Below are 17,777 nucleotides of genomic sequence, written 5' to 3'. Positions count from 1 at the left end.
AAAGCCCCACCAACGGTCACCCGTGGGCCTTGAAATACGTGCAGGGCGTGCCTACTTGCCCAGTCCGGCCTTCCTGAGTGCCTCGGCCATTGCCGTGTTGACCGGCTCGGGTTTGGGAGCCGGCCGGCCACCACCCGTCCCGCGTGCCTGCCTTCCCGGTTGCTGGCGGTCCGGACGTCCGCCCCGCCCAGCCTCTCCGGGCTGCCCAGCCTTTCCGGGCTGCTCAGGCTTCCCGGGCTGCTCAGCCTTACCGCCGCGCTCGGTCTTTTCAGCGCCTGGGCCGCGACGCCCTGAACCTGTGGCGGCGCCGGCCGGTTCGTCGTCGAGCCTCAAGGTCAGCGAGATCCGTTTGCGTTCCGGATCGGCCTCCAGGACTTTCACGCGGACAACCTGGCCGGACTTCACCACCTCACGTGGATCCGCCACAAAGTGGTTGGCCAGGGCGGACACGTGGACCAGCCCATCCTGGTGGACGCCCACATCGACGAACGCGCCGAAGGCCGCCACGTTGGTCACGGTGCCCTCGAGGATCATGCCGGGCACCAGGTCCGAGATCTTTTCAATGCCTTCGGAGAATGTGGCGGCAGCGAAGGCCGGCCGGGGATCACGCCCGGGCTTATCCAGCTCTGCGAGGATATCCCGGACGGTGGGCAGCCCGAACGTGTCGTCAACGAACTTTTGCGGGTCCAGTGACGACGCCGGCGCGGAGCCCGCGGCAACCTTGATCTTCCGGGCCACGGCGTACGCTTCCGGGTGCACGCTCGATGCATCCAGGGGTTCCGCTCCCCCGGTAATCCTCAGGAAGCCGGCACATTGTTCGAACGCCTTGGCGCCCAGGCGGGGCACCTTCTTGAGGTCGGTGCGCTTGTTGAAGGCGCCGTGCTCGTTCCGGTAGGCCACGATGTTTTCACTCAGCAGGGGTCCGACGCCGGCCACCCGGCTCAGCAGCGCCGGCGACGCGGTGTTCACATCAACTCCCACGGCGTTCACGCAGTCCTCCACCACCGCATCGAGGCTCCGGTCGAGTTTCGACGCTGTCACGTCGTGCTGGTACTGGCCGACGCCGATGGACTTGGGGTCGATCTTGACGAGTTCGGCGAGCGGATCCTGCAGGCGGCGGGCAATGGACACGGCACCTCGCAGCGATACGTCCATGCCCGGCAGTTCGGCGGCGGCGAGCGCGGAGGCGGAATAGACCGACGCACCTGCCTCGGACACCACGAGCTTTTGCGGTTTCCGGTCAACGCCGGGCAGCAGCTTGATCAATTCGGCGGCGAGTTTGTCCGTCTCCCGGGATGCGGTCCCGTTGCCAATGGCCACAAGTTCGACGGCGTGCTGCCGCGCCAACCGGACCAGGGTGGCGAGGGCTTCGTCCCACTTCCGGGCAGGAGCATGCGGGTAGACAGTGTCAGTGGCCACCACCTTGCCGGTGCCGTCCACCACCGCGACTTTGACCCCGGTCCGCAGCCCCGGGTCGAGGCCCAGGGTGGGCCGGTTGCCGGCGGGAGCCGCCAGCAGGACGTCCCTGAGGTTGGCGGCGAACACGCGGACCGCTTCGTCCTCCGCCGCGGCGAACAGCTTGGTGCGGAGGTCGGAGGTGAGGCGGGCGAGGACGCGGGAGCGCCAGGCCACCTGTGCCGTCTGCATCAACCAGGCGTCGGCGGGCCGTCCTCGGTCGGCGACGCCGAGGAAGCGTGCCACCGCGGATTCGTAGCGGGCCCGGGCAGCGGTGAGGGCGGCGTCGTCCGACGGGTCTGCTTCGGCGAGGTCCAGCTCAAGGATGCCGTCCTTCTCGCCGCGGAAGAGCGCAAGCACGCGGTGGGACGGCATCCTGTCCGGCGCCTGGGCGAACGCGAAGTAGTCAGCGAACTTCTGGCCCTCCGCTTCCTTGCCTTTCTTGATACGCGACACCATGCGGCCCTGCGTCCACATCCGGTCCCGCAGGTTCGCGGCGAGATCCGGGTCCTGGGCCACCCGCTCAACCAGGATGGCACGAGCGCCGGCGAGCGCGGCAGCGGTGTCACCGATGGAGTGCTCGGTGTTCAGGTACTTGGCGGCCTCCCGTTCCGGGTCCAGGTCCGGCCGCTTCAGGAGTGCATCCGCGAGCGGCTCCAGCCCGGCCTCCCGGGCTATCTGGGCTTTCGTCCTGCGCTTGGACTTGAACGGCAGGTAGATGTCTTCAAGCCGGGACTTGGTGTCGGCCGCCAGGATCGCCTTGCGCAGTTCCGGAGTCAGCTGGCCTTGCGTCTCAATCGCCTCAAGGACGGCACGACGGCGGTCCGCCAGTTCGCGGAGGTAGCGGAGCCGCTCCTCCAGGTCACGAAGCTGGGTGTCGTCCAGCGTCCCGGTGGCTTCCTTGCGGTACCTGGCGATGAACGGAACTGTTGACCCGCCGTCGAGCAGGCCAACCGCTGCCTTTACCTGCCAGGCTTTGACACCCAGTTCGGCAGCGATCTGGGCGAGGACCGCGTCCTCCCCTGATGCGCCGGAGGGGATGGAAGCGGGGGAAGGTGCAGGCTGTTGGGTCACCAGAACATCTTGCCCTACAGGCCTTCCCGGCTCCACCGGAGGACGTGGCCGCAGAAGTGCAACAGGGCGGGGAGGTATTCCTTTGGGGCCATCAAAGTGCTGTAGTGGTCATGCCGTTACCGGCGCCGATGCTCAAGGAAGAGGCCGTCATGCGTGAATTGCTTGTGGTGTTTCAGGAGGGGTTCGACGACGCCAACATCACGGTGACCGTCAACGGGAAGGAGGTGCGCAGGGATCTTGGCGTGTCCACCAACCCGTTGCTCGGAATCGCCACAGAGGTGTCGGTGGAGTTGCCGGCGAAGGGCGCGCAGGTGGGAGTGGAGGTTACCAACCGTGGTCTGAAGGCCATCACCAAGGTCAGCGGACGGCCCAAGAGCGTGCTGGTGTCCATCGAGGACGGGCGGCTGCGCATGAAGGAAGGCACCGGCCGTGAAGCCGTGCTTTAGGCCGTTCCAGGGGCCGCAAAAGTACCTATGGTAAGAGTCCATTCGATGGAGTATCATCTGATCACCGCCGGCTTCCGCTGGAGTCCGGCGGGCCAATATTAGTCTTCAGCCGGGGGTCGTCGGATGGCCTCCCGGCCTTGCTGCCCGGGACCAGCACCCCGGCCAGCCAGCGACGGCGGCACCCCTGATGGGTGCCGCCGTCGTCGTTTTGCCGCGGCTTGGCCGAGCCGCCGGTTAGCCCTGGTAGGCCGGGTAATCGGTGTAGCCGGTGGCGCCCTCGGCGTAGAAGGTGGACGCGTCGGGCTCGTTGAGCGGAAGGCTTTCCTTCCAGCGGCGGGCAAGGTCCGGGTTCGCTATGGCGGGACGGCCCACCACCACTGCGTCCGCGTGTCCTTCGGACACAAGGTTTACGGCTTCTTCCCGCGTGGTGACGACGCCAAAGCCCGTGTTGACCAGGAAGGTACCCCCGAAGCGTGTGCGGAGATCCTGGACGAGGTCGCCGGTGGGGTCGTGGTGCAGGATGCTCAGGTAGGCCAGGTTGAGCGGCGCGATGCTGTCCACGAGGACTTCGTAAGTGGCACGGACGTCCGCGGCGTCGGTCTCGGCGATGCCCTGGACGTTGTGTTCGGGCGAGATGCGCAGGCCCACGCGGTTCGCTCCGAGGGCTGCCACCACGGCGTTTACGGTTTCGATAACAAAGCGTGCCCGGTTCTCCGGCGATCCACCGTAGCTGTCGGTCCGGACGTTGGAGTTGGGTGCGAGGAATTCGTGCAGCAGGTAGCCGTTGGCTGAGTGCAGTTCCACGCCGTCGAAGCCTGCCTCGATGGCGTTCAGCGAGGCGTTGACGATCTCCTGGATGACCATAGGAAGTTCGTCGGTGGCCAGGGCCTCAGGCACGGGGTAAGGCTGCTTGCCTGCGGGAGTCCGGACGACACCGTCGATGGCTACGGCGCTGGGGGCGACGATGGGCACGCCGCCGGTGATGTCCGAATGGGAAACCCGGCCGCCGTGCATGATCTGCGCGAACATGCGGCCGCCTTCGGCGTGCACGGCGTCGGTGACCTTCTTCCAGCCGGCAACCTGTTCCTCGGTGACGATGCCGGGCTGGCCGGGGTACGCCTGCCCCGCAGGTGTGGGGTAGATACCTTCGCTGACAATGAGCCCAAGGGAAGCGCGCTGGCGGTAGTGCTCGACGACAAGCGGCCCGGGGATACCCTTCTCTCCCGCGCGGAGCCGGGTCAGGGGTGCCATCACCAGCCGGTTGGGGAGTTCCAGTTCGCCGAGGGTGAGTGGGGAAAACAGCATGCGCAGTTCCTTTCGAAGGCTGAAGACGTACTGCCTCTGCCAACTGTGGGGCGCATGCAACTATTCCTTGTTTGTCCCGGTGGGACGCGGATCACGTCCGGGCCCCCTCGTCCTGCGGTTACCGCGCAGCCCCTGGACATCCTTGGCCTTGGGGATTGGTGTTGCAGTCATCGGCGTAGTTGCGGGTGAGGGACCGCCAGACGCTGATGGTCTGCGGCGGGGAACTGAACTGGCCCTGTCCCGGGATAGGCAGCGGCGGTCCGGCGTTCACGGAGTAGGTGCCCTGGAAAGAGGTGGTCAGGACAACCTGGAAATCCCCCGTGGATGCGTAGGCGTGGCTGGTCCGGGTCTTTTCACCCCACCGGTCCTGCGGCAGGGCACCGCCCATTGACGGCTGGGGACCAAGGACCGTGCCGTCACCGTAGTTCCACGTGTACTGCACTGGTGTCGCCACTACGTGGATCCTTTGGCCGAACATCGTGACATCGAACTGCTGTTCCAGTGCTTCGGCATAGAAGTTGGTTTCTGCGCCGCGCAGGGTGTTCGGGCTGGGTTGGGCCACAACCTTGCCCGCGTTCACCGGAAGGTTCTGGAACTGGCGCTGGATGTCCGCCGCGATCCGGGGCAGCAGATCCTCAGGCTTGGGATCGTACAGGCAGGTGGGTCCGGAGTGATGTGCCCAGACCGCGCCGGGGACACCCCTGGGCCGCGAAAGCCAGATCACAGGAATGCCCTTGGCACCGTCCTCCCGGTCCCTGCAGTCGAGTTGGTGTGCAAGGCAAGGCGTATCGAAGTCGCCGCCGCCGAGATGGCACTGGAGTTCGTACTTGTACTCGTTGGGGTCGGTCGGAGGAACACTGGGATCCAACACAACAAACTGGTTGCGTCCGGGGTCCCAAGTATGTCCGGCCATCGTCAGTCCGGGGGCCCAAGAACCCCCAAATTCTGGATCGTCGCCGGCCTCAGCCTGCGCTGGCCAAGCAGAAACCCCTATAGCTACAAAAGCCACGAGAAGGACGGAGAACGGGCGCGGGAAAGGCATGACTATCCAACTATGTTTCCGAGCTCAACAACCGACCAGCCATCCCCACGGTACTTGAGGACGAGTAGGTTCCCTTGATCCGCCGCTTGAGGGTCTGTTCGAGCCACGGTCCCATCAGCTCGTATGTACGACAAGGGTTCCTGATGAACCTGTACCGCCATTTGGTAGGTGCCGTTCTCGGCCTTGATAAACGTTGTATTTGCGACGGGTGTAGATATCTTCCCACCGACCAACCACCGCCCTTCCGAGTGCCAGTCCTTCACAACCTTGCTTACTTTTTGGCAAGCTTCGCAAGGAGTTGGTGAAATGCTCTCAAACAGGGATGCATCCCCGGTTTCATAGGAATAGCTCAAAACCGAAAACCAATACTTGGTGAACGCCTCGGCGCCCTCCTTCGTCTCCGTCTTGGCCACCTCCGGCAGCACGGGGACCGGCACGTTCTGGGCTGGCCCAGTGGCGTCGGCGGGTTTATACACGGCGCTCGGCGTGGGTGTGGGGGTAGGCGTCGCAGTAGCTGTGGGGGTCTCCGCAGCGACAGGGGAAGAACTTGCGCCGGGGCCGGGCGAGCCACCGGAGTTACAGCCGGCCAAAGCCAGGGACAGGCCGATAGCTATGGCCACGGCACCCGACCGCGCAGCGCCGGACGAAAAGATGTTCTGTGATGTCATGGGCCGCTATTCCCCCAGTAGTTTCAAGACGGCTTGCTCCGAACAGTGACTTAAGGGTAGCCCAGGCCACAATAGGGCGATCAAACTTATCCACAGGCGAAATCCCGTCCGGGTTCTAACATCGGGAATGCGACAAAAGAAGTCACAAAGGAAGCCGGCGCATCAAAGGTGCACCGGCTTCCTGAATCCCCAAAGGGAAAAGTTTGAACTCCTATTTCTGGCTGGGCAGCACCAACTTCCCTGTCTTGTCCGTGGACAAGGCCAGGGACGAGACATACTGGGGGCCGCCGTCGGGCCCGTCCTGGGCCGACCGCACCATGTCCGGCCGTTCAAACTCCAAACCCGTGACGTGGCACAGGAGCTTGGCGTCGCTGGGGTTGCCGTCGCCGTCGAACATGGGCAGGTCGATCCCGTCGTCAGTGCGCCGCAGGTAGTACCGCCCACGGGTCACGACGGCCAGCACCGGTGGCAGGACCAGCGCCAGGCCCCCGGCGAAGATCGGCGAATAGGGCTGGATGGCGGGACCGAACGCCCCGAAGAACACGGCAATCGAAACCCCGGCGGACACCAGCATGGACACGAAGCCAACAGGGTTCACGGCGTACAGCATGCCGCGGCGGAACTCAGGCACCTTCGGGGAGATCTTCAGCAGGTACTTGTTGATGGCGATGTCGGACGCCACGGTGACCACCCAGGCCATGGCGCAGTTGGCGTAGAAGCCCAGGATGGTGTTGAGGAAGTCGAACATGTTGGCTTCCATCAGGACCAGCGCGATCAGCAGGTTCACCACCACGAACACCATCCGCCCCGGGTAGGTTTTGGTGATGCGGGTAAAGGAGTTGGTCCACGCCAGCGAGCCGGAGTAGGCGTTGGTGACGTTGATTTTGATCTGGGAGATGACCACCAGCACCACAGCCAGCGTCATGGCCAGCCACGCCGGCATCATCTCCTGGTACACGCCCAGGAACTGGTGCACAGGCTCATTGGCCGTGGCAGATGCGGCGGGATCAAGTGTTGCAATGAGGTAGATGGCGATGAACAGGCCCACGGTCTGCTTGATCGCGCCGAAGATCACCCAGCCGGGTCCGGCCAGGATCACGGCGCGCCACCAGGCGCCCCGGTTGGCAGCGGTCCGTGGCGGCATGAACCGGAGGTAGTCGATCTGCTCGGCGATCTGCGCCATCAGGGACAGGCAAACGCCGGCGGCCAGCATGACGGATGCCAGGTTCGGCCCGCCGTCGCCGGACGCGCCCGTGTAGGCGAAGAAGCTGTCAATGCTTTCGGGGTGCGTGACCAGCAGGTACCCCACAGGCACCACCATCAGCAGCAGCCACAGCGGGGTGGTCCACACCTGAAGCTTGGCCAGCGTGTTCATGCCGTAAATGACCAGTGGAATGATGATCACCGTGGACGCCGCGTATCCCAGCCACTGCGGCACGCCGAGCCCCAACTCCAGCCCCTGCGCCATGATGGAGCCCTCCAGCGCAAAGAAGATGAACGTGAAGGTGGCAAAGATGACGTTGGTGACCACCGATCCGTAGTAGCCGAAGCCTGAACCACGTGTGATCAGGTCCAGGTCGATGTTGAACCGGGCTGCGTAGTAGGCAAGGGGAAAACCGGTGGCAAAGATGACCACCGCGGCCACCACAATCCCCAGGATCGCGTTGACCGTGCCGTACGAGATGCCGATGTTGGCTCCAATGGAGAAGTCCGCCAGGTAGGCGATGCCACCCAGTGCGCTGGTGGCCACCACCCCGGCGCTCCACTTTCGGTAGGAGCGCGGGGCGAAGCGCAGTGTGTAATCCTCCAGGCTTTCCTTGGTGGCGTTGAGCGCGGCGGCGTTGCCCGCGGGCGGAGATGCGGGAGAAAGCCCGACGGCGGCGCCACCAGCGGGTGCCGCCCCTTCAATCAGTTGCGGGGTATCCAGGTCCTGGCTCATACGCCTGCCTTTTCTCGGTGGAAGGGGAAGATCTGGAACCGACCGTAACCAGCGGAAACGACAGGGCGGTCACGGCACTGTTTCAAGGGCGTTAAGCATTGACTGTTTTTGTCAACAAAGCCTTCGGACCTCCGTTGTGGAGAGCCGACAAAAAACGGCGGCGGCAGTGGAACTAGCGTCGGAAAGAGACACGACGGCGAGCCAAAGGACAGCGATGACAACCTCCCTTCCACTGCAGGACCGCTCGATCCTGGAAACTGCACGGCGGCAGGTCCTGGACCAGGGTGAGGGCCTGGCTGAGGAACAGTTGCTGGACGTCCTCCGCCTCCCCGACGACGCACTCCCGGACATCCTGGAACTGGCCCACCAGGTCCGGCTGCGGCACTGCGGGGAAGAGGTTGAGGTGGAGGGCATCATCTCCATCAAGACCGGCGGCTGCCCCGAGGACTGCCACTTCTGCAGCCAGTCCGGGGTCTTCGACTCCCCTGTCCGCGGCGTCTGGCTGGACGTCCCGGAACTGGTCAAAGCGGCCAAGGAAACTGCCGCCGCTGGTGCCACCGAGTTCTGCATCGTCGCCGCCGTCCGCGGGCCGGACATCAAACTCATGAACCAGGTCAAGTTCGCCATCGACCGCATCAGGCAGGAAGTGGACATCAACATCGCTTGTTCCCTGGGCATGCTGACCCGGCGCCAGGTGGACCAGCTGGCCTCCTGGGGCGTCCACCGCTACAACCACAACCTGGAAACGGCGCGCAGCTACTTCCCCCGGGTGGTCACCACCCACACCTACGAGGAACGGCTGGAAACCTGCGCCATGGTCAAGGACGCCGGCATGGAGCTGTGCTGCGGCGCCCTGATCGGCATGGGTGAAAGCCTGGAGCAGCGAGCCGAGCTCGCCGCCCAGCTGGCGGCCCTGGAACCACACGAGGTTCCGCTGAACTTCCTTAATCCCCGGCCAGGCACACCCCTGCAGGACCAGCCGATCATGAAGGGGAAAGACGCCCTGCGCGCCATCGCCGCCTTCCGGCTGGCGATGCCCAGGACCGTCCTGCGCTACGCCGGCGGCCGGGAACTCGCGCTCGGCGACCTCGGCACCCGCGACGGCCTGCTGGGTGGCATCAACGCCGTCATCGTCGGCAACTACCTCACCACCCTGGGCCGCCCCGCCACGGCCGACCTGAACCTGCTGGTGGACCTGAACATGCCCATCAAGGAACTGCAGAAGACGCTATGAGCACCCCATCCCTGCCGCCGGCGGCCCACACTCCGTACTGCGAACTCTGCGGCCTTCCCTTGGAGCCTCGCCCACCGCAGAAGGACACACCCCAGGAGGACAAGCACGACGGCGGCCACGCACCGCCGTCGTACCTTCATTCCAGGTGCGCTGACCTCCTCCAGCTGGAACCCCCGCGCTTTTGCGGCACCTGCGGACGCAGGCTGAAGGTCCAGGTCTCCCCGATGGGCTGGTGGGCCAGCTGCAGCCGGCACGGAGTGAACGCGTCATAAAGGGGCCTTCCGGCCTCTGGTGCGTTCCGGTCCGGCTGGGAAGAATGGCCGCATGATGTTTGAACATGCAGACGGCAATCCCGTCCTGGAACTCGACGATGAGCAGTCGTGGCGCCTCCTGGCTGCCACCCAACATGGCCGCCTGGTGGTTTCCGTAGCCGGGGAACCAGACATCTTTCCGGTAAATTACGTGACCTCCCACCGGATGCTTTACCTGCGCACAGCACCCGGAAACAAGCTCGCGCAACTGACCATCAACGACCGCGTACTTTTCGAAACCGACGGCATCCTGTCCCAGGAAGCCTGGTCCGTCATCCTTCGGGGCACGGCGCGGGTCCTCAGCAACTCCGATGAGCTCGCCGCCATCGAAGGGCTCGGCCTGAAGACCTGGGTGCCCACGCTGAAGGACTTCTACGTGGAGATCGAACCAAAGTCGGTCAGCGGCCGGCACTTCGTGTTCGGCGAACAACCGGAGCGCGAAATCTAGGCACTCCTAGACTGGAGGAATGCCGGACAATTCCAGCGTCGAGAAGGCCACCGCTGACAGGCTCACCCCCGAGCAGCGCAGCTGGAACATGTCCCGGATCCGCGGCAAGAACACCAAGCCCGAGCTGCTGGTCCGCCGGCTCCTGCATGCCAAGGGCTACCGCTACCGCCTGCACGGCAGGTCGGGCGGCCGGAGGCTGCCGGGCAATCCGGACCTCGTCTTCGCCGGCCGGCACAAGGTGATTTTCGTGAACGGCTGCTTTTGGCATTTCCACGACTGCCGGGTGGGCCGGCACGCACCGAAAGCCAACGCGGACTTCTGGGCCGCGAAGCGCACGCGGACACGGGAGCGCGACGCCGGCCAACGCCGGCAGCTGGAAGATGCCGGCTGGGAAGTGCTGACGGTCTGGGAATGCGAGCTGAAGGACCGTTCTGCCCTCGAAGCGCAGCTTGTGCACTTCCTGGAGGCCGGGGCCTGACCAAGCCCGCAGCTGATGTCAATGCCGAACGCACCGGCCTCGATTTTGTGGGCAAAATTCGGGACTCCGATCAAGAAAACCGCAATTCTTGCCGAGTCTTCTGCGTGCCCGGAGGAACGGTCCTAACCTGAAAATCAGCAAGCAACTCCCCGCATAACCGTCCTGTTTTCGGGTCCCCAACTCCAGCAGAAAGGAGTGTCATGAGCACGTCAGACGAGGCGCCAAGGCCGCTGGTGGACCAGTCCGTCCTGGACCGGTTGCGGGAAGAACTGGAGGAGGAAGAGGGGTACACCCAGGTCTTCGTGGGGAACTTCATCGAGTACCTGCCCCAACGGCTGGACCGGCTCAGGCTGGCTATGACCACCGGCGACCTGGAGGGCTCCATCGACGCAGTCCTCAGCCTCAAGACCTCAAGCCAGATGGTCGGCGCCGAGCGCCTGGCGGGGCTGGCCCTGGAGCTGGAAAACGAGATCCGGGCCGAAGCCCGCCACGCCGACATGACGGTGGCATTGCCCAGGCTGGCCGCCACCTACCTCCGGCCCATCACCCAGTGCAGCCGGCAGACCACGCACCGGCTGCAGGCTCAGTGCTGTCCCGGAGCCAAGCGGTAACCCACCCCGCGGACCGTCTGCAGCCACCGCGGTTGCTGGGGCGAATCGCCAAGCTTCTTGCGCAGGTTCCCCATGTGGACCTCCACGGAACGTTCGTCGGCCTCGCTGATGTAACTGCCGACGTCGTAATCCTCGTCCCGGAGCCGCCGCACCAGGTCGGACTTGGTCCGCACCGTCCGGCCGGCTTCCAGGAGTGCATACAGAAGCTCGAACTCCGTGCGGGTCAGGTTCATTTCCCTGCCGTCCACGCTGACGGTGCGTGAGGCGTAGCTGAGCTCAAGCCCGTTGTGGCTGAAGTTTCCCCGCTCCGGGTGGGCCGCGCCGTCCGGTGACGGATCAACAGCGACCTCGGCCGGGTCCGGAACGGACCGTGGCCGGCGCATCATGGCGGCCACCCGCGCACGCAACTCGCGGGGCCGGAACGGCTTGGTGAGGTAATCATCAGCCCCGGATTCGAGCCCGATCAGGGTGTCCAGTTCCTCGGTGCGCGCCGTCAGCATCACGATGTAGGCGTCCGAAAACTCCCGGATCTGCCGCGACACCTCAAAGCCGTCAATGTCCGGCAACCCCAGGTCAAGGGTAATGACGTCAGGGTTCAGGCTCTTCGCCATCAGGACGCCCTCAGCGCCGCCGCTGGCGACGGAGACGTCGAAACCAGCCTGGGTCAGCACAGTGCGAACCAGTTCCCGAATGTCGTGGTCATCCTCGATGACCAGACCCACACGTGCCTCACTCATAGAGCCCCCTCAGTGCCAACGTCAGAAGTATAGCTGGCTGCGGATATCCTGCTGGTATGGTCCCGCACACCCCGACGTCCGCGTCCTGCACCCCATGAGCAATCCCACGGCCTGGTCTTCGGGACGCCTGCGGTTCTTCAAGCGGCCTTTCCACGAGTACCGGCTGACGGACCGGGTGGCGCTGAGCCAGATGCCCTTGTTCGTGACGACCCTCCTGACAGCTTTCCTGGTGTGGGCGTTCTTCTCCGAAACCATGGACAACCCGTTGTTCGTCACGTTCCTGGTATCCCAGCTGGTCCTCATGGCACTCTGCTACATCGTTCCGTGGGAGAAGCTGCCGTACACGAGTTTCCTGGCCGTCCCCCTCCTGGATTTCATCTCGATTGCGCTGGGCAGGGAAGGCGGCCAGGACAGCCTCGCGGGGATCAGCCTGCTGGCCGTTTTCCCTGTCATCTGGCTGTGTGCGTCCGGGTACTACCCACGGGCTGCGCTGTGGTTTTCGTTCCTGGGACCGCTGGCCATCATCTGGGTGCCGCTGCTGCTGAACGGGAACTCCACACCCCGGGACTTTGCCCGGTCCCTGCTGCTGCCCGTCATGATGCTGGGCATCGGCGTGTCCGTGAGCGTACTGACCTTGAGCATGATGCGCCAACAAAAGCAGCTGGAGGAAAAAGACGAGCAGCTGAGGGCCAGCCTGCGCACCAGCAAGCGCCAGGAGGCATTGCTGAACACGGTGCTGGACACGGTGCATCTTGGCGTCCTTGCCGTTGACGCCGGCGGGCACGACGTCCTGATGAACCGGAAACAGCGCGCCAACCATGAACTGGCCAGGCCCAAGGACATCGCCGACCCCAACGAGTCCCAGCTGCTGGTGTACGGGGCGGACCGGAAGACCCTGGTCCCCGTCGAGGAGCGGCCGGTGCGCCGCGCCGTCCTGGGGGAAACCTTCACCGACTACCTGGTGTGGCTGGGCGACGGGAAGGAACAGCGGGCATTGGTGACCACGGCCCGCCCCATGAAGGATGCCGACGGCAACTTCACCGGCTCGGTGATTGTCTTCAGCGACGTCACCGACCTGGTGAATGCGCTCACCGCCAAGGACGACTTCGTCTCCAGCGTGTCCCACGAGTTCCGCACCCCGTTGACGTCGATCCTGGGCTATGTGGAAATCCTGCTCGCGGACGAACTGGAGGATTCCCAGCGGGACATGCTGGAAATCATCCGCCGCAATTCCGAGCGGCTCCTGACCCTCGTCTCAGACCTGCTGTCGAGCCGCAATGGCCAGCTCATCGTCACGCCCCACGCGGTTGATGTGGCCGATCTGGTGCGCGGCAGCGTGTCCTCGGCCATGCCCAGGGCCGCCGCCGCCGGTGTGGAGCTGCGGGCCGACATCCCGGACAGGCTGGAAGCCCATGTGGACAGCGCGCGCATCTCCCAGGTCCTGGACAACCTGGTGTCCAACGCCATCAAGTACTCCCCCGGCGGCGGAGAGGTGGTGGTATCACTGGCCCGCGAGGACGGGCATCTGGCCTGCCGCGTCACAGACACCGGCATGGGCATGACGCCCGAGGACTCCTCCGAGGTGTTTGCCAAGTTCTTCCGCACCAGCAGCGTCCGGCGCACGGCGATACCGGGCGTGGGCCTGGGCCTGCCCATCAGCAAGGCGATCGTGGAGGCGCACGGCGGGACCATCGACGTCGACAGCACGCTGGGCGAGGGGACGACCTTTACCTTTCGGGTGCCGGTCTAGCAGCCCGCACTACTTCGCCCCAGGACTGGCGGGCGAGTTCCTGGATCGAAGCCAGGATGGCCGACGGCGGCTGGCTGAGATCCAGCGGATACTCCACGATGTCGATGTCCGTGTTGAGGATCCGGCGCAGCTTCATCTCGCCTTGCCCGGCGTACACCAGCCAGGCGGTGGGCACGGCGAGGGCCGTGCAGTGGGCGAGCATCTGGTAGTGGTCCGCGGTGAGCGAGGCGCCGGCATCGAAGGCCGCCTTGTACTTTGCGTTGTAGGCAACCACAGGGCGTCCCCCCAGCATGTGCACCGCATCCGGCCGCACGGACAGCCGGTCGGAATCGTTCACCGCCTCGCTGAGCAGGGCCGTGTAGCGCAACCGCAGCTCTCCCGGGTAGGAAGCCATCGCATGGCGCAGCGCCGTCCCAACAAAGTCCTCGAACACCTGCGCCATGTCCACCACGAACGAGGCCGTCTGCTGCCGGCCCTCACCGGCTTCGGCGGACGCGTTCCGCAGGACCAGCCCTGCCAGACGCAGCACGGCGTGGTAGCGGAGGTTCATCCGGGTGGCCTTCCACGGCGGAACCGGGGCACCGGCCGGAAGGCGCGTCACGCCGTCGAGCTTTCCCTTCAGCTGGCGCAGGCGGCCCAGCACCTCAGGCCGGACACCGGGCACCTGGCCCATGCGTTCCAGGGCGGCGCGCAGGATCCGGTTTTCGGCGATGTCCTCGGTGAACTCGTCGTACGAAACCTCCAGCGGAACCAGCATGCCGGGGCGGCGGGAGATCTGGTCCGAAATCCGGATCCGTCCCTTCACGGTGCGCAGCGACTCATCCACGGTGAGGTAGCCCTGCAGGACACCGCGGGCAAGCGCCCGCTCGGCCAGCTGCGCCAGCGACTCCGCGAGCGCGCTCCACAGGTCCCGCTCTTCATCAGCGGCCACCAGGTCCGGCCGGAAGCCCTGCTCCCCCGCATAACTGAGCAGGAACAGGAGCCGGCTGAGCCCCAGCCGGTCCTTGGGCCGGACGTCGAGCTGAAGCGTGGCCGTCCGTACCGATCCCACTTTGCCCACCGGTTCGATCCGGTACAGCCCCATGCCCATGGGCGATGCCTTGGCCAGGCCACTGGAGTTCAGGAAGGAAGCTGTTGGCGCATCCAGCCGGTCCACCAGGCCGCCGGACAGCTCGTCCAGGACCAGGTGCCGCACGGAGGCCCGCGGGTCAGCGCGCTGCAATGCGTCCCAGCAGCTGGTCCAGCCCGAAGCGTTCCTCCAGCTGCGCCCGGGTGAGCTGGCCATGGTAGTGCTCCTCCAGCAGCGGCATCAGCTCGTACTTCCAGATCCGTCGCAGCCCCGCCGGGGTCTGCGCCGCCGGCTTCATGAAGTAGGAGGGCCCGATCATCAGGTCCCGGTCCCACTCATCGATAGCTGCGTTGAGGGCGTCCAGCAGCAGCGCCGGGGTGGGATCGAGCTGCCGGGCCTGCAGGAACCGGAGCAGCGAACCCTTGACCGGTTCGGTCTGCGGGTGCAGCTCGATGAAGGAGAAGCGGCGGCGGATGGCGGCATCCATCATGGCGATGGACCGGTCCGCGGTGTTCATGGTGCCGACGATGTACAGGTTGTCCGGCAGCGTGAACGGCTCGTTGGGGCTGTACTGCAGGTAGATCCTGTCGTCGCGGTACTCCAGCAGGAAGTACAGCTCGCCGAAGACCTTCGCAAGGTTGGCCCGGTTCATCTCATCGATGATCAGGAAGTATGGCTTCTTCTCGTTACCCGGTTTGGCGGCTTCCTCCGCCAACCGGCGCAGGGGCCCCGCCACCAGCTTGAAGGACACCTGGCCGCCGTCGGTCTTGTCCGGCCGGTAGCCCTCGAAAAAGTCCTCGTAGGCGTAGGACGGGTGGAACTGCACCAGCTTCACGCGCTCGTCCGTGGTGTCATCCGCCAGCTCCGCCGCCAGGTGCTTGGCCAGGTAGGTCTTGCCGGTGCCGGGCGGTCCGTAGAGGACCAGCTGCCGGTTCTCCTCCAGCAGGTCGGCGATCTCCTGGAGCGGTTCCAGCTCCATGTGCAGGGATTCGGCAAATTCCTGCGTCAGCGGGCGGAAACCCTCCTGGACAGGCGGGACGACGGCGGCCGCGTCCGTGTCGGCGTCCGGCTCGTTTTCTGCCTCGGCAGGCAGCAGCGCCTGCAGCGCCTGGACCACGCGGGTCACGTCCACCACGATGCCCGGGGTTGCGAGCTGGCGCTGGACGTGCCGGGGAAGGCTGGTGGTGGTGTGGCCGTCGTCGAACCAGCGCACCTTCCGCCGCAGCCGGCGGTTGTCGTCGTTGTACTCGGGTTCCCCCAGCACGCCGCCCAGCCGCACGCTCCCGGCGTGCTGGTAGAGCACCAGATCCCCGGGCTTCATGACCGTGAGGAAGGCAAACACAGCGGTCTTGGTGTCCTCGCGCTCCACGTAACCAAGGTGCTTGTAGTCCTCATCCACCGCGTGCTGGACCAGGCCGGCGGGAACCCCATGGTCCAGGTGGCGGAGATGTTCGACGTCGAGCGTCACCTTCTCCTCGTTGTGCCAGGCGATGAGCAGGTCGGCCTGGTCGCTGTGCGTGCGCAGCAGCCAGGCCCGGCGCCCTGGGTCGCCCACTTTGCGCCACTGGCTGACGAGCTGCCGGGAGTACCAGTCGATGCGCTGGCCCGCCTGCTCGTCCAGATGCCGGCGGATACGGTGGATGTCCGCGGTGATGTCCTCTTCGGTGTCGCCTTTGGCGCCGCCCACCAGGGAGGCGAAGGCATCCCGGATCTCCTGCCGCTCGACGTCCGCAACCACGGGCTCGAAGTAGCTGGGCCAGGCGAGGAATTCGATGCTGCGCCGGATGGCGGGCTGGTCGTCCGGTGTGGATGCGGCCAGGCGGTGGAACTGCAGCGGATCGTTGATGGCTGCCTGGACCACGGCGGCGGGCCGCTGGGCGACGTTCCGGACAAAGCGGCAGAGCCATTTGAGGTGGTCCCAGATGGTCCAGTTGAATTCTGCCGTCCGGTCACGGATGACGCCGTGGTCGGTCATGCCCGCATACAGCTCCTCGGGGAGCTCCAGCGGCGGTTCCAGCCAGCCCGCGGCCTCGGCCACGCGGGCGCGCTTGACCTTCAGCGACTTCACTTCGTGGGCCAGCGGGAGGGACTGCAGGAAGAGCAGCTCCACAGCCAGCTGCTTGGCCCCGCGGGTGGCGCCCTCCAGGTTCTCCCGGAGGTTGGTCATCATCGGCGCCTTGGGGTCGGCGATGCCCCTGTCCAAGCGGTCCAGCAGCTCCACGGCCGCCGGAACAGACCACGTCCTGGTGCGGCCGTCCAATGGCGACGCCTTGCCCAGGAGGCCCGGCCCCAGCACAAACCATGCCGCATCCTCAATCTCCTTGGAGATGCCGAGGGCGCGGGTCATGGCAGCAGTGGCAGTGGGGGTCATGCCCTCAAATTTACAGGGTCAAGCTGGGCGCCCGCTCCACGCCGCCTTGGACTACCTGACTGCAGCCCGGCCTACTTGCCGGTGGCGGACCTCTTCCTGCCAAAGACGAAGTACCCCATGGGACCGATGAAATTGATGAATGATGCCGCCCGCCACGCCGCCTTGGGCCCGTTGATAAGCGCGGCGGGCCTGCGGGAGATATCGCGCTGCGCGGCCACCAGCAGCGACATCTGGACGATGGCGGTGAAGATGATTCCTGCCTTGCCCGACGGGGACATCTCCTTCCAGGTCTTCTTCTGCCTGCGGGCACGGGTCATGCGGCTCTTGTTCATTGCCATCCTGTTCTTGGCCATGGGGCTTCCTTTCGCTGTGGCTCGTTGTTCCAGTCCAGTCGTCCGATGGCGTCCTGACCAGAGTCTTAGTGCCTGTAGGGGGCCATCCGGTCTTTTTGTTCCTGGCTGAGCCTTTGCACGCGGCCCGTTGCCTCGTCGACGAAGGCCAGATGGCTGCTCGCCTTCACGCAGTCCTCACGCGTGAGGGGGTCCTGGAGGAGGTAGTGGATGTCAAAGCTGGCCCCCTTAACGGCACCAATCCATACCTGCACCACGGCCGGAACATTGCGGTATTCGAGCGTCCGGACATAGCGGATCTTGTGGTCCACCACCAATGCCAGGGTTCCCTCGGGGACGTCATTGAACAGGGACACCGGCGGCTCCACCCCGGGAAGCCCGGCGCCCCGCGGTGGTCCGAAGGCGGCGATCCTTGCCTCCTCCAGCATCCTGACAATCTGGACGTTGTTGATGTGGCCATAGGCGTCCATGTCCCCCCATCGCATCGGC

The 17,777-nt window shown here is 65.4% G+C and carries 17 protein-coding genes; 7 read left to right on the top strand and 10 right to left on the bottom strand.

Features of this window, described 5'->3' with window-relative positions; all coding sequences use genetic code 11:
* Positions 1–51 precede the first annotated feature (51 nt).
* Complete coding sequence (locus tag ACTJK0_RS10970; protein WP_440745180.1) at positions 52–2,529, bottom strand: Tex-like N-terminal domain-containing protein; 2,478 nt, start codon at positions 2,527–2,529, stop codon at positions 52–54.
* Positions 2,530–2,657: 128 nt separating this feature from the next.
* Between ACTJK0_RS10970 and ACTJK0_RS10965 the strand changes: the two genes are divergently transcribed.
* Positions 2,658–2,975 (top strand): hypothetical protein, encoded by a 318-nt coding sequence (locus tag ACTJK0_RS10965; protein ID WP_110543852.1) that lies wholly within the window; start codon positions 2,658–2,660, stop codon positions 2,973–2,975.
* A 234-nt stretch (positions 2,976–3,209) separates the two neighbouring features.
* Here the strand turns inward: ACTJK0_RS10965 and ACTJK0_RS10960 are convergent, their stop codons facing one another.
* The 4 genes from ACTJK0_RS10960 to ACTJK0_RS10945 form a co-directional block, all read right to left on the bottom strand.
* A complete protein-coding gene (locus ACTJK0_RS10960; protein WP_440745179.1) occupies positions 3,210–4,280 on the bottom strand; it encodes an alkene reductase in 1,071 nt (356 codons plus the stop codon).
* A 118-nt stretch (positions 4,281–4,398) separates the two neighbouring features.
* Positions 4,399–5,193: a PKD domain-containing protein gene (locus ACTJK0_RS10955; protein WP_440745178.1), complete on the bottom strand. Its 795-nt coding sequence runs from the start codon at positions 5,191–5,193 to the stop codon at positions 4,399–4,401.
* A gap of 131 nt (positions 5,194–5,324) precedes the next feature.
* Positions 5,325–5,990, bottom strand: coding sequence for a DUF6318 family protein (locus ACTJK0_RS10950; RefSeq protein ID WP_440745177.1), 666 nt, complete (start codon positions 5,988–5,990; stop codon positions 5,325–5,327).
* Between the two features lie 211 nt (positions 5,991–6,201).
* Entirely contained in the window at positions 6,202–7,929 is a 1,728-nt protein-coding gene (locus ACTJK0_RS10945; protein ID WP_440745176.1) for a purine-cytosine permease family protein, read from the bottom strand.
* 214 nt (positions 7,930–8,143) lie between these two features.
* On the opposite strand from ACTJK0_RS10945, the gene bioB reads away from it, so the two are divergent.
* The 5 genes from bioB (at position 8,144) to ACTJK0_RS10920 (ending at position 11,011) form a co-directional block, all read left to right on the top strand.
* Positions 8,144–9,163 (top strand): biotin synthase BioB, encoded by a 1,020-nt coding sequence (gene bioB / locus ACTJK0_RS10940; RefSeq protein WP_110543860.1) that lies wholly within the window; start codon positions 8,144–8,146, stop codon positions 9,161–9,163.
* Entirely contained in the window at positions 9,160–9,435 is a 276-nt protein-coding gene (gene bsaP, locus ACTJK0_RS10935) for a biotin synthase auxiliary protein BsaP (protein ID WP_440745175.1), read from the top strand. Before bioB ends, bsaP begins: the two co-directional genes overlap by 4 nt.
* 52 nt (positions 9,436–9,487) lie before the next feature.
* Positions 9,488–9,922, top strand: coding sequence for a pyridoxamine 5'-phosphate oxidase family protein (locus ACTJK0_RS10930; RefSeq protein WP_110543863.1), 435 nt, complete (start codon positions 9,488–9,490; stop codon positions 9,920–9,922).
* A gap of 19 nt (positions 9,923–9,941) precedes the next feature.
* On the top strand, positions 9,942–10,400 hold the full coding sequence (locus tag ACTJK0_RS10925) for a very short patch repair endonuclease (RefSeq protein ID WP_440745174.1): 459 nt from the start codon (positions 9,942–9,944) through the stop codon (positions 10,398–10,400).
* Between the two features lie 200 nt (positions 10,401–10,600).
* Complete coding sequence (locus ACTJK0_RS10920; protein WP_440745173.1) at positions 10,601–11,011, top strand: Hpt domain-containing protein; 411 nt, start codon at positions 10,601–10,603, stop codon at positions 11,009–11,011.
* On the opposite strand, the gene ACTJK0_RS10915 is transcribed toward ACTJK0_RS10920, so the two are convergent.
* Positions 10,984–11,748 (bottom strand): response regulator transcription factor, encoded by a 765-nt coding sequence (locus tag ACTJK0_RS10915; RefSeq protein WP_181422467.1) that lies wholly within the window; start codon positions 11,746–11,748, stop codon positions 10,984–10,986. The two genes, ACTJK0_RS10920 and ACTJK0_RS10915, sit on opposite strands and share 28 nt — an antisense overlap.
* Positions 11,749–11,842: 94 nt before the next feature.
* On the opposite strand from ACTJK0_RS10915, the gene ACTJK0_RS10910 reads away from it, so the two are divergent.
* On the top strand, positions 11,843–13,498 hold the full coding sequence (locus ACTJK0_RS10910; protein WP_440745172.1) for a sensor histidine kinase: 1,656 nt from the start codon (positions 11,843–11,845) through the stop codon (positions 13,496–13,498).
* Here the strand turns inward: ACTJK0_RS10910 and ACTJK0_RS10905 are convergent.
* From ACTJK0_RS10905 to ACTJK0_RS10890, 4 genes are all read right to left on the bottom strand, one after another.
* Positions 13,476–14,678, bottom strand: a complete 1,203-nt coding sequence (locus ACTJK0_RS10905) for a 5-methylcytosine restriction system specificity protein McrC (RefSeq protein WP_110544044.1) — start codon at positions 14,676–14,678, stop codon at positions 13,476–13,478. The genes ACTJK0_RS10910 and ACTJK0_RS10905 overlap by 23 nt on opposite strands.
* Before the next feature lie 28 nt (positions 14,679–14,706).
* Positions 14,707–16,938: an AAA family ATPase gene (locus ACTJK0_RS10900; RefSeq protein ID WP_110543870.1), complete on the bottom strand. Its 2,232-nt coding sequence runs from the start codon at positions 16,936–16,938 to the stop codon at positions 14,707–14,709.
* A gap of 71 nt (positions 16,939–17,009) precedes the next feature.
* Positions 17,010–17,291, bottom strand: coding sequence for a hypothetical protein (locus ACTJK0_RS10895; protein WP_440745171.1), 282 nt, complete (start codon positions 17,289–17,291; stop codon positions 17,010–17,012).
* Positions 17,292–17,356: 65 nt separating this feature from the next.
* Complete coding sequence (locus ACTJK0_RS10890; protein ID WP_110543871.1) at positions 17,357–17,773, bottom strand: thioesterase family protein; 417 nt, start codon at positions 17,771–17,773, stop codon at positions 17,357–17,359.
* Between the last annotated feature and the right edge of the window lie 4 nt (positions 17,774–17,777).

Origin of the sequence: Paenarthrobacter sp. 22069 (assembly GCF_052046035.1) — a bacterium.
Taxonomy (GTDB): Bacteria; Actinomycetota; Actinomycetes; order Actinomycetales; family Micrococcaceae; genus Arthrobacter.
The sequence above is the reverse complement of the archived record's forward strand: the minus strand, read 5'-3'. Positions and strand labels throughout refer to the sequence as shown.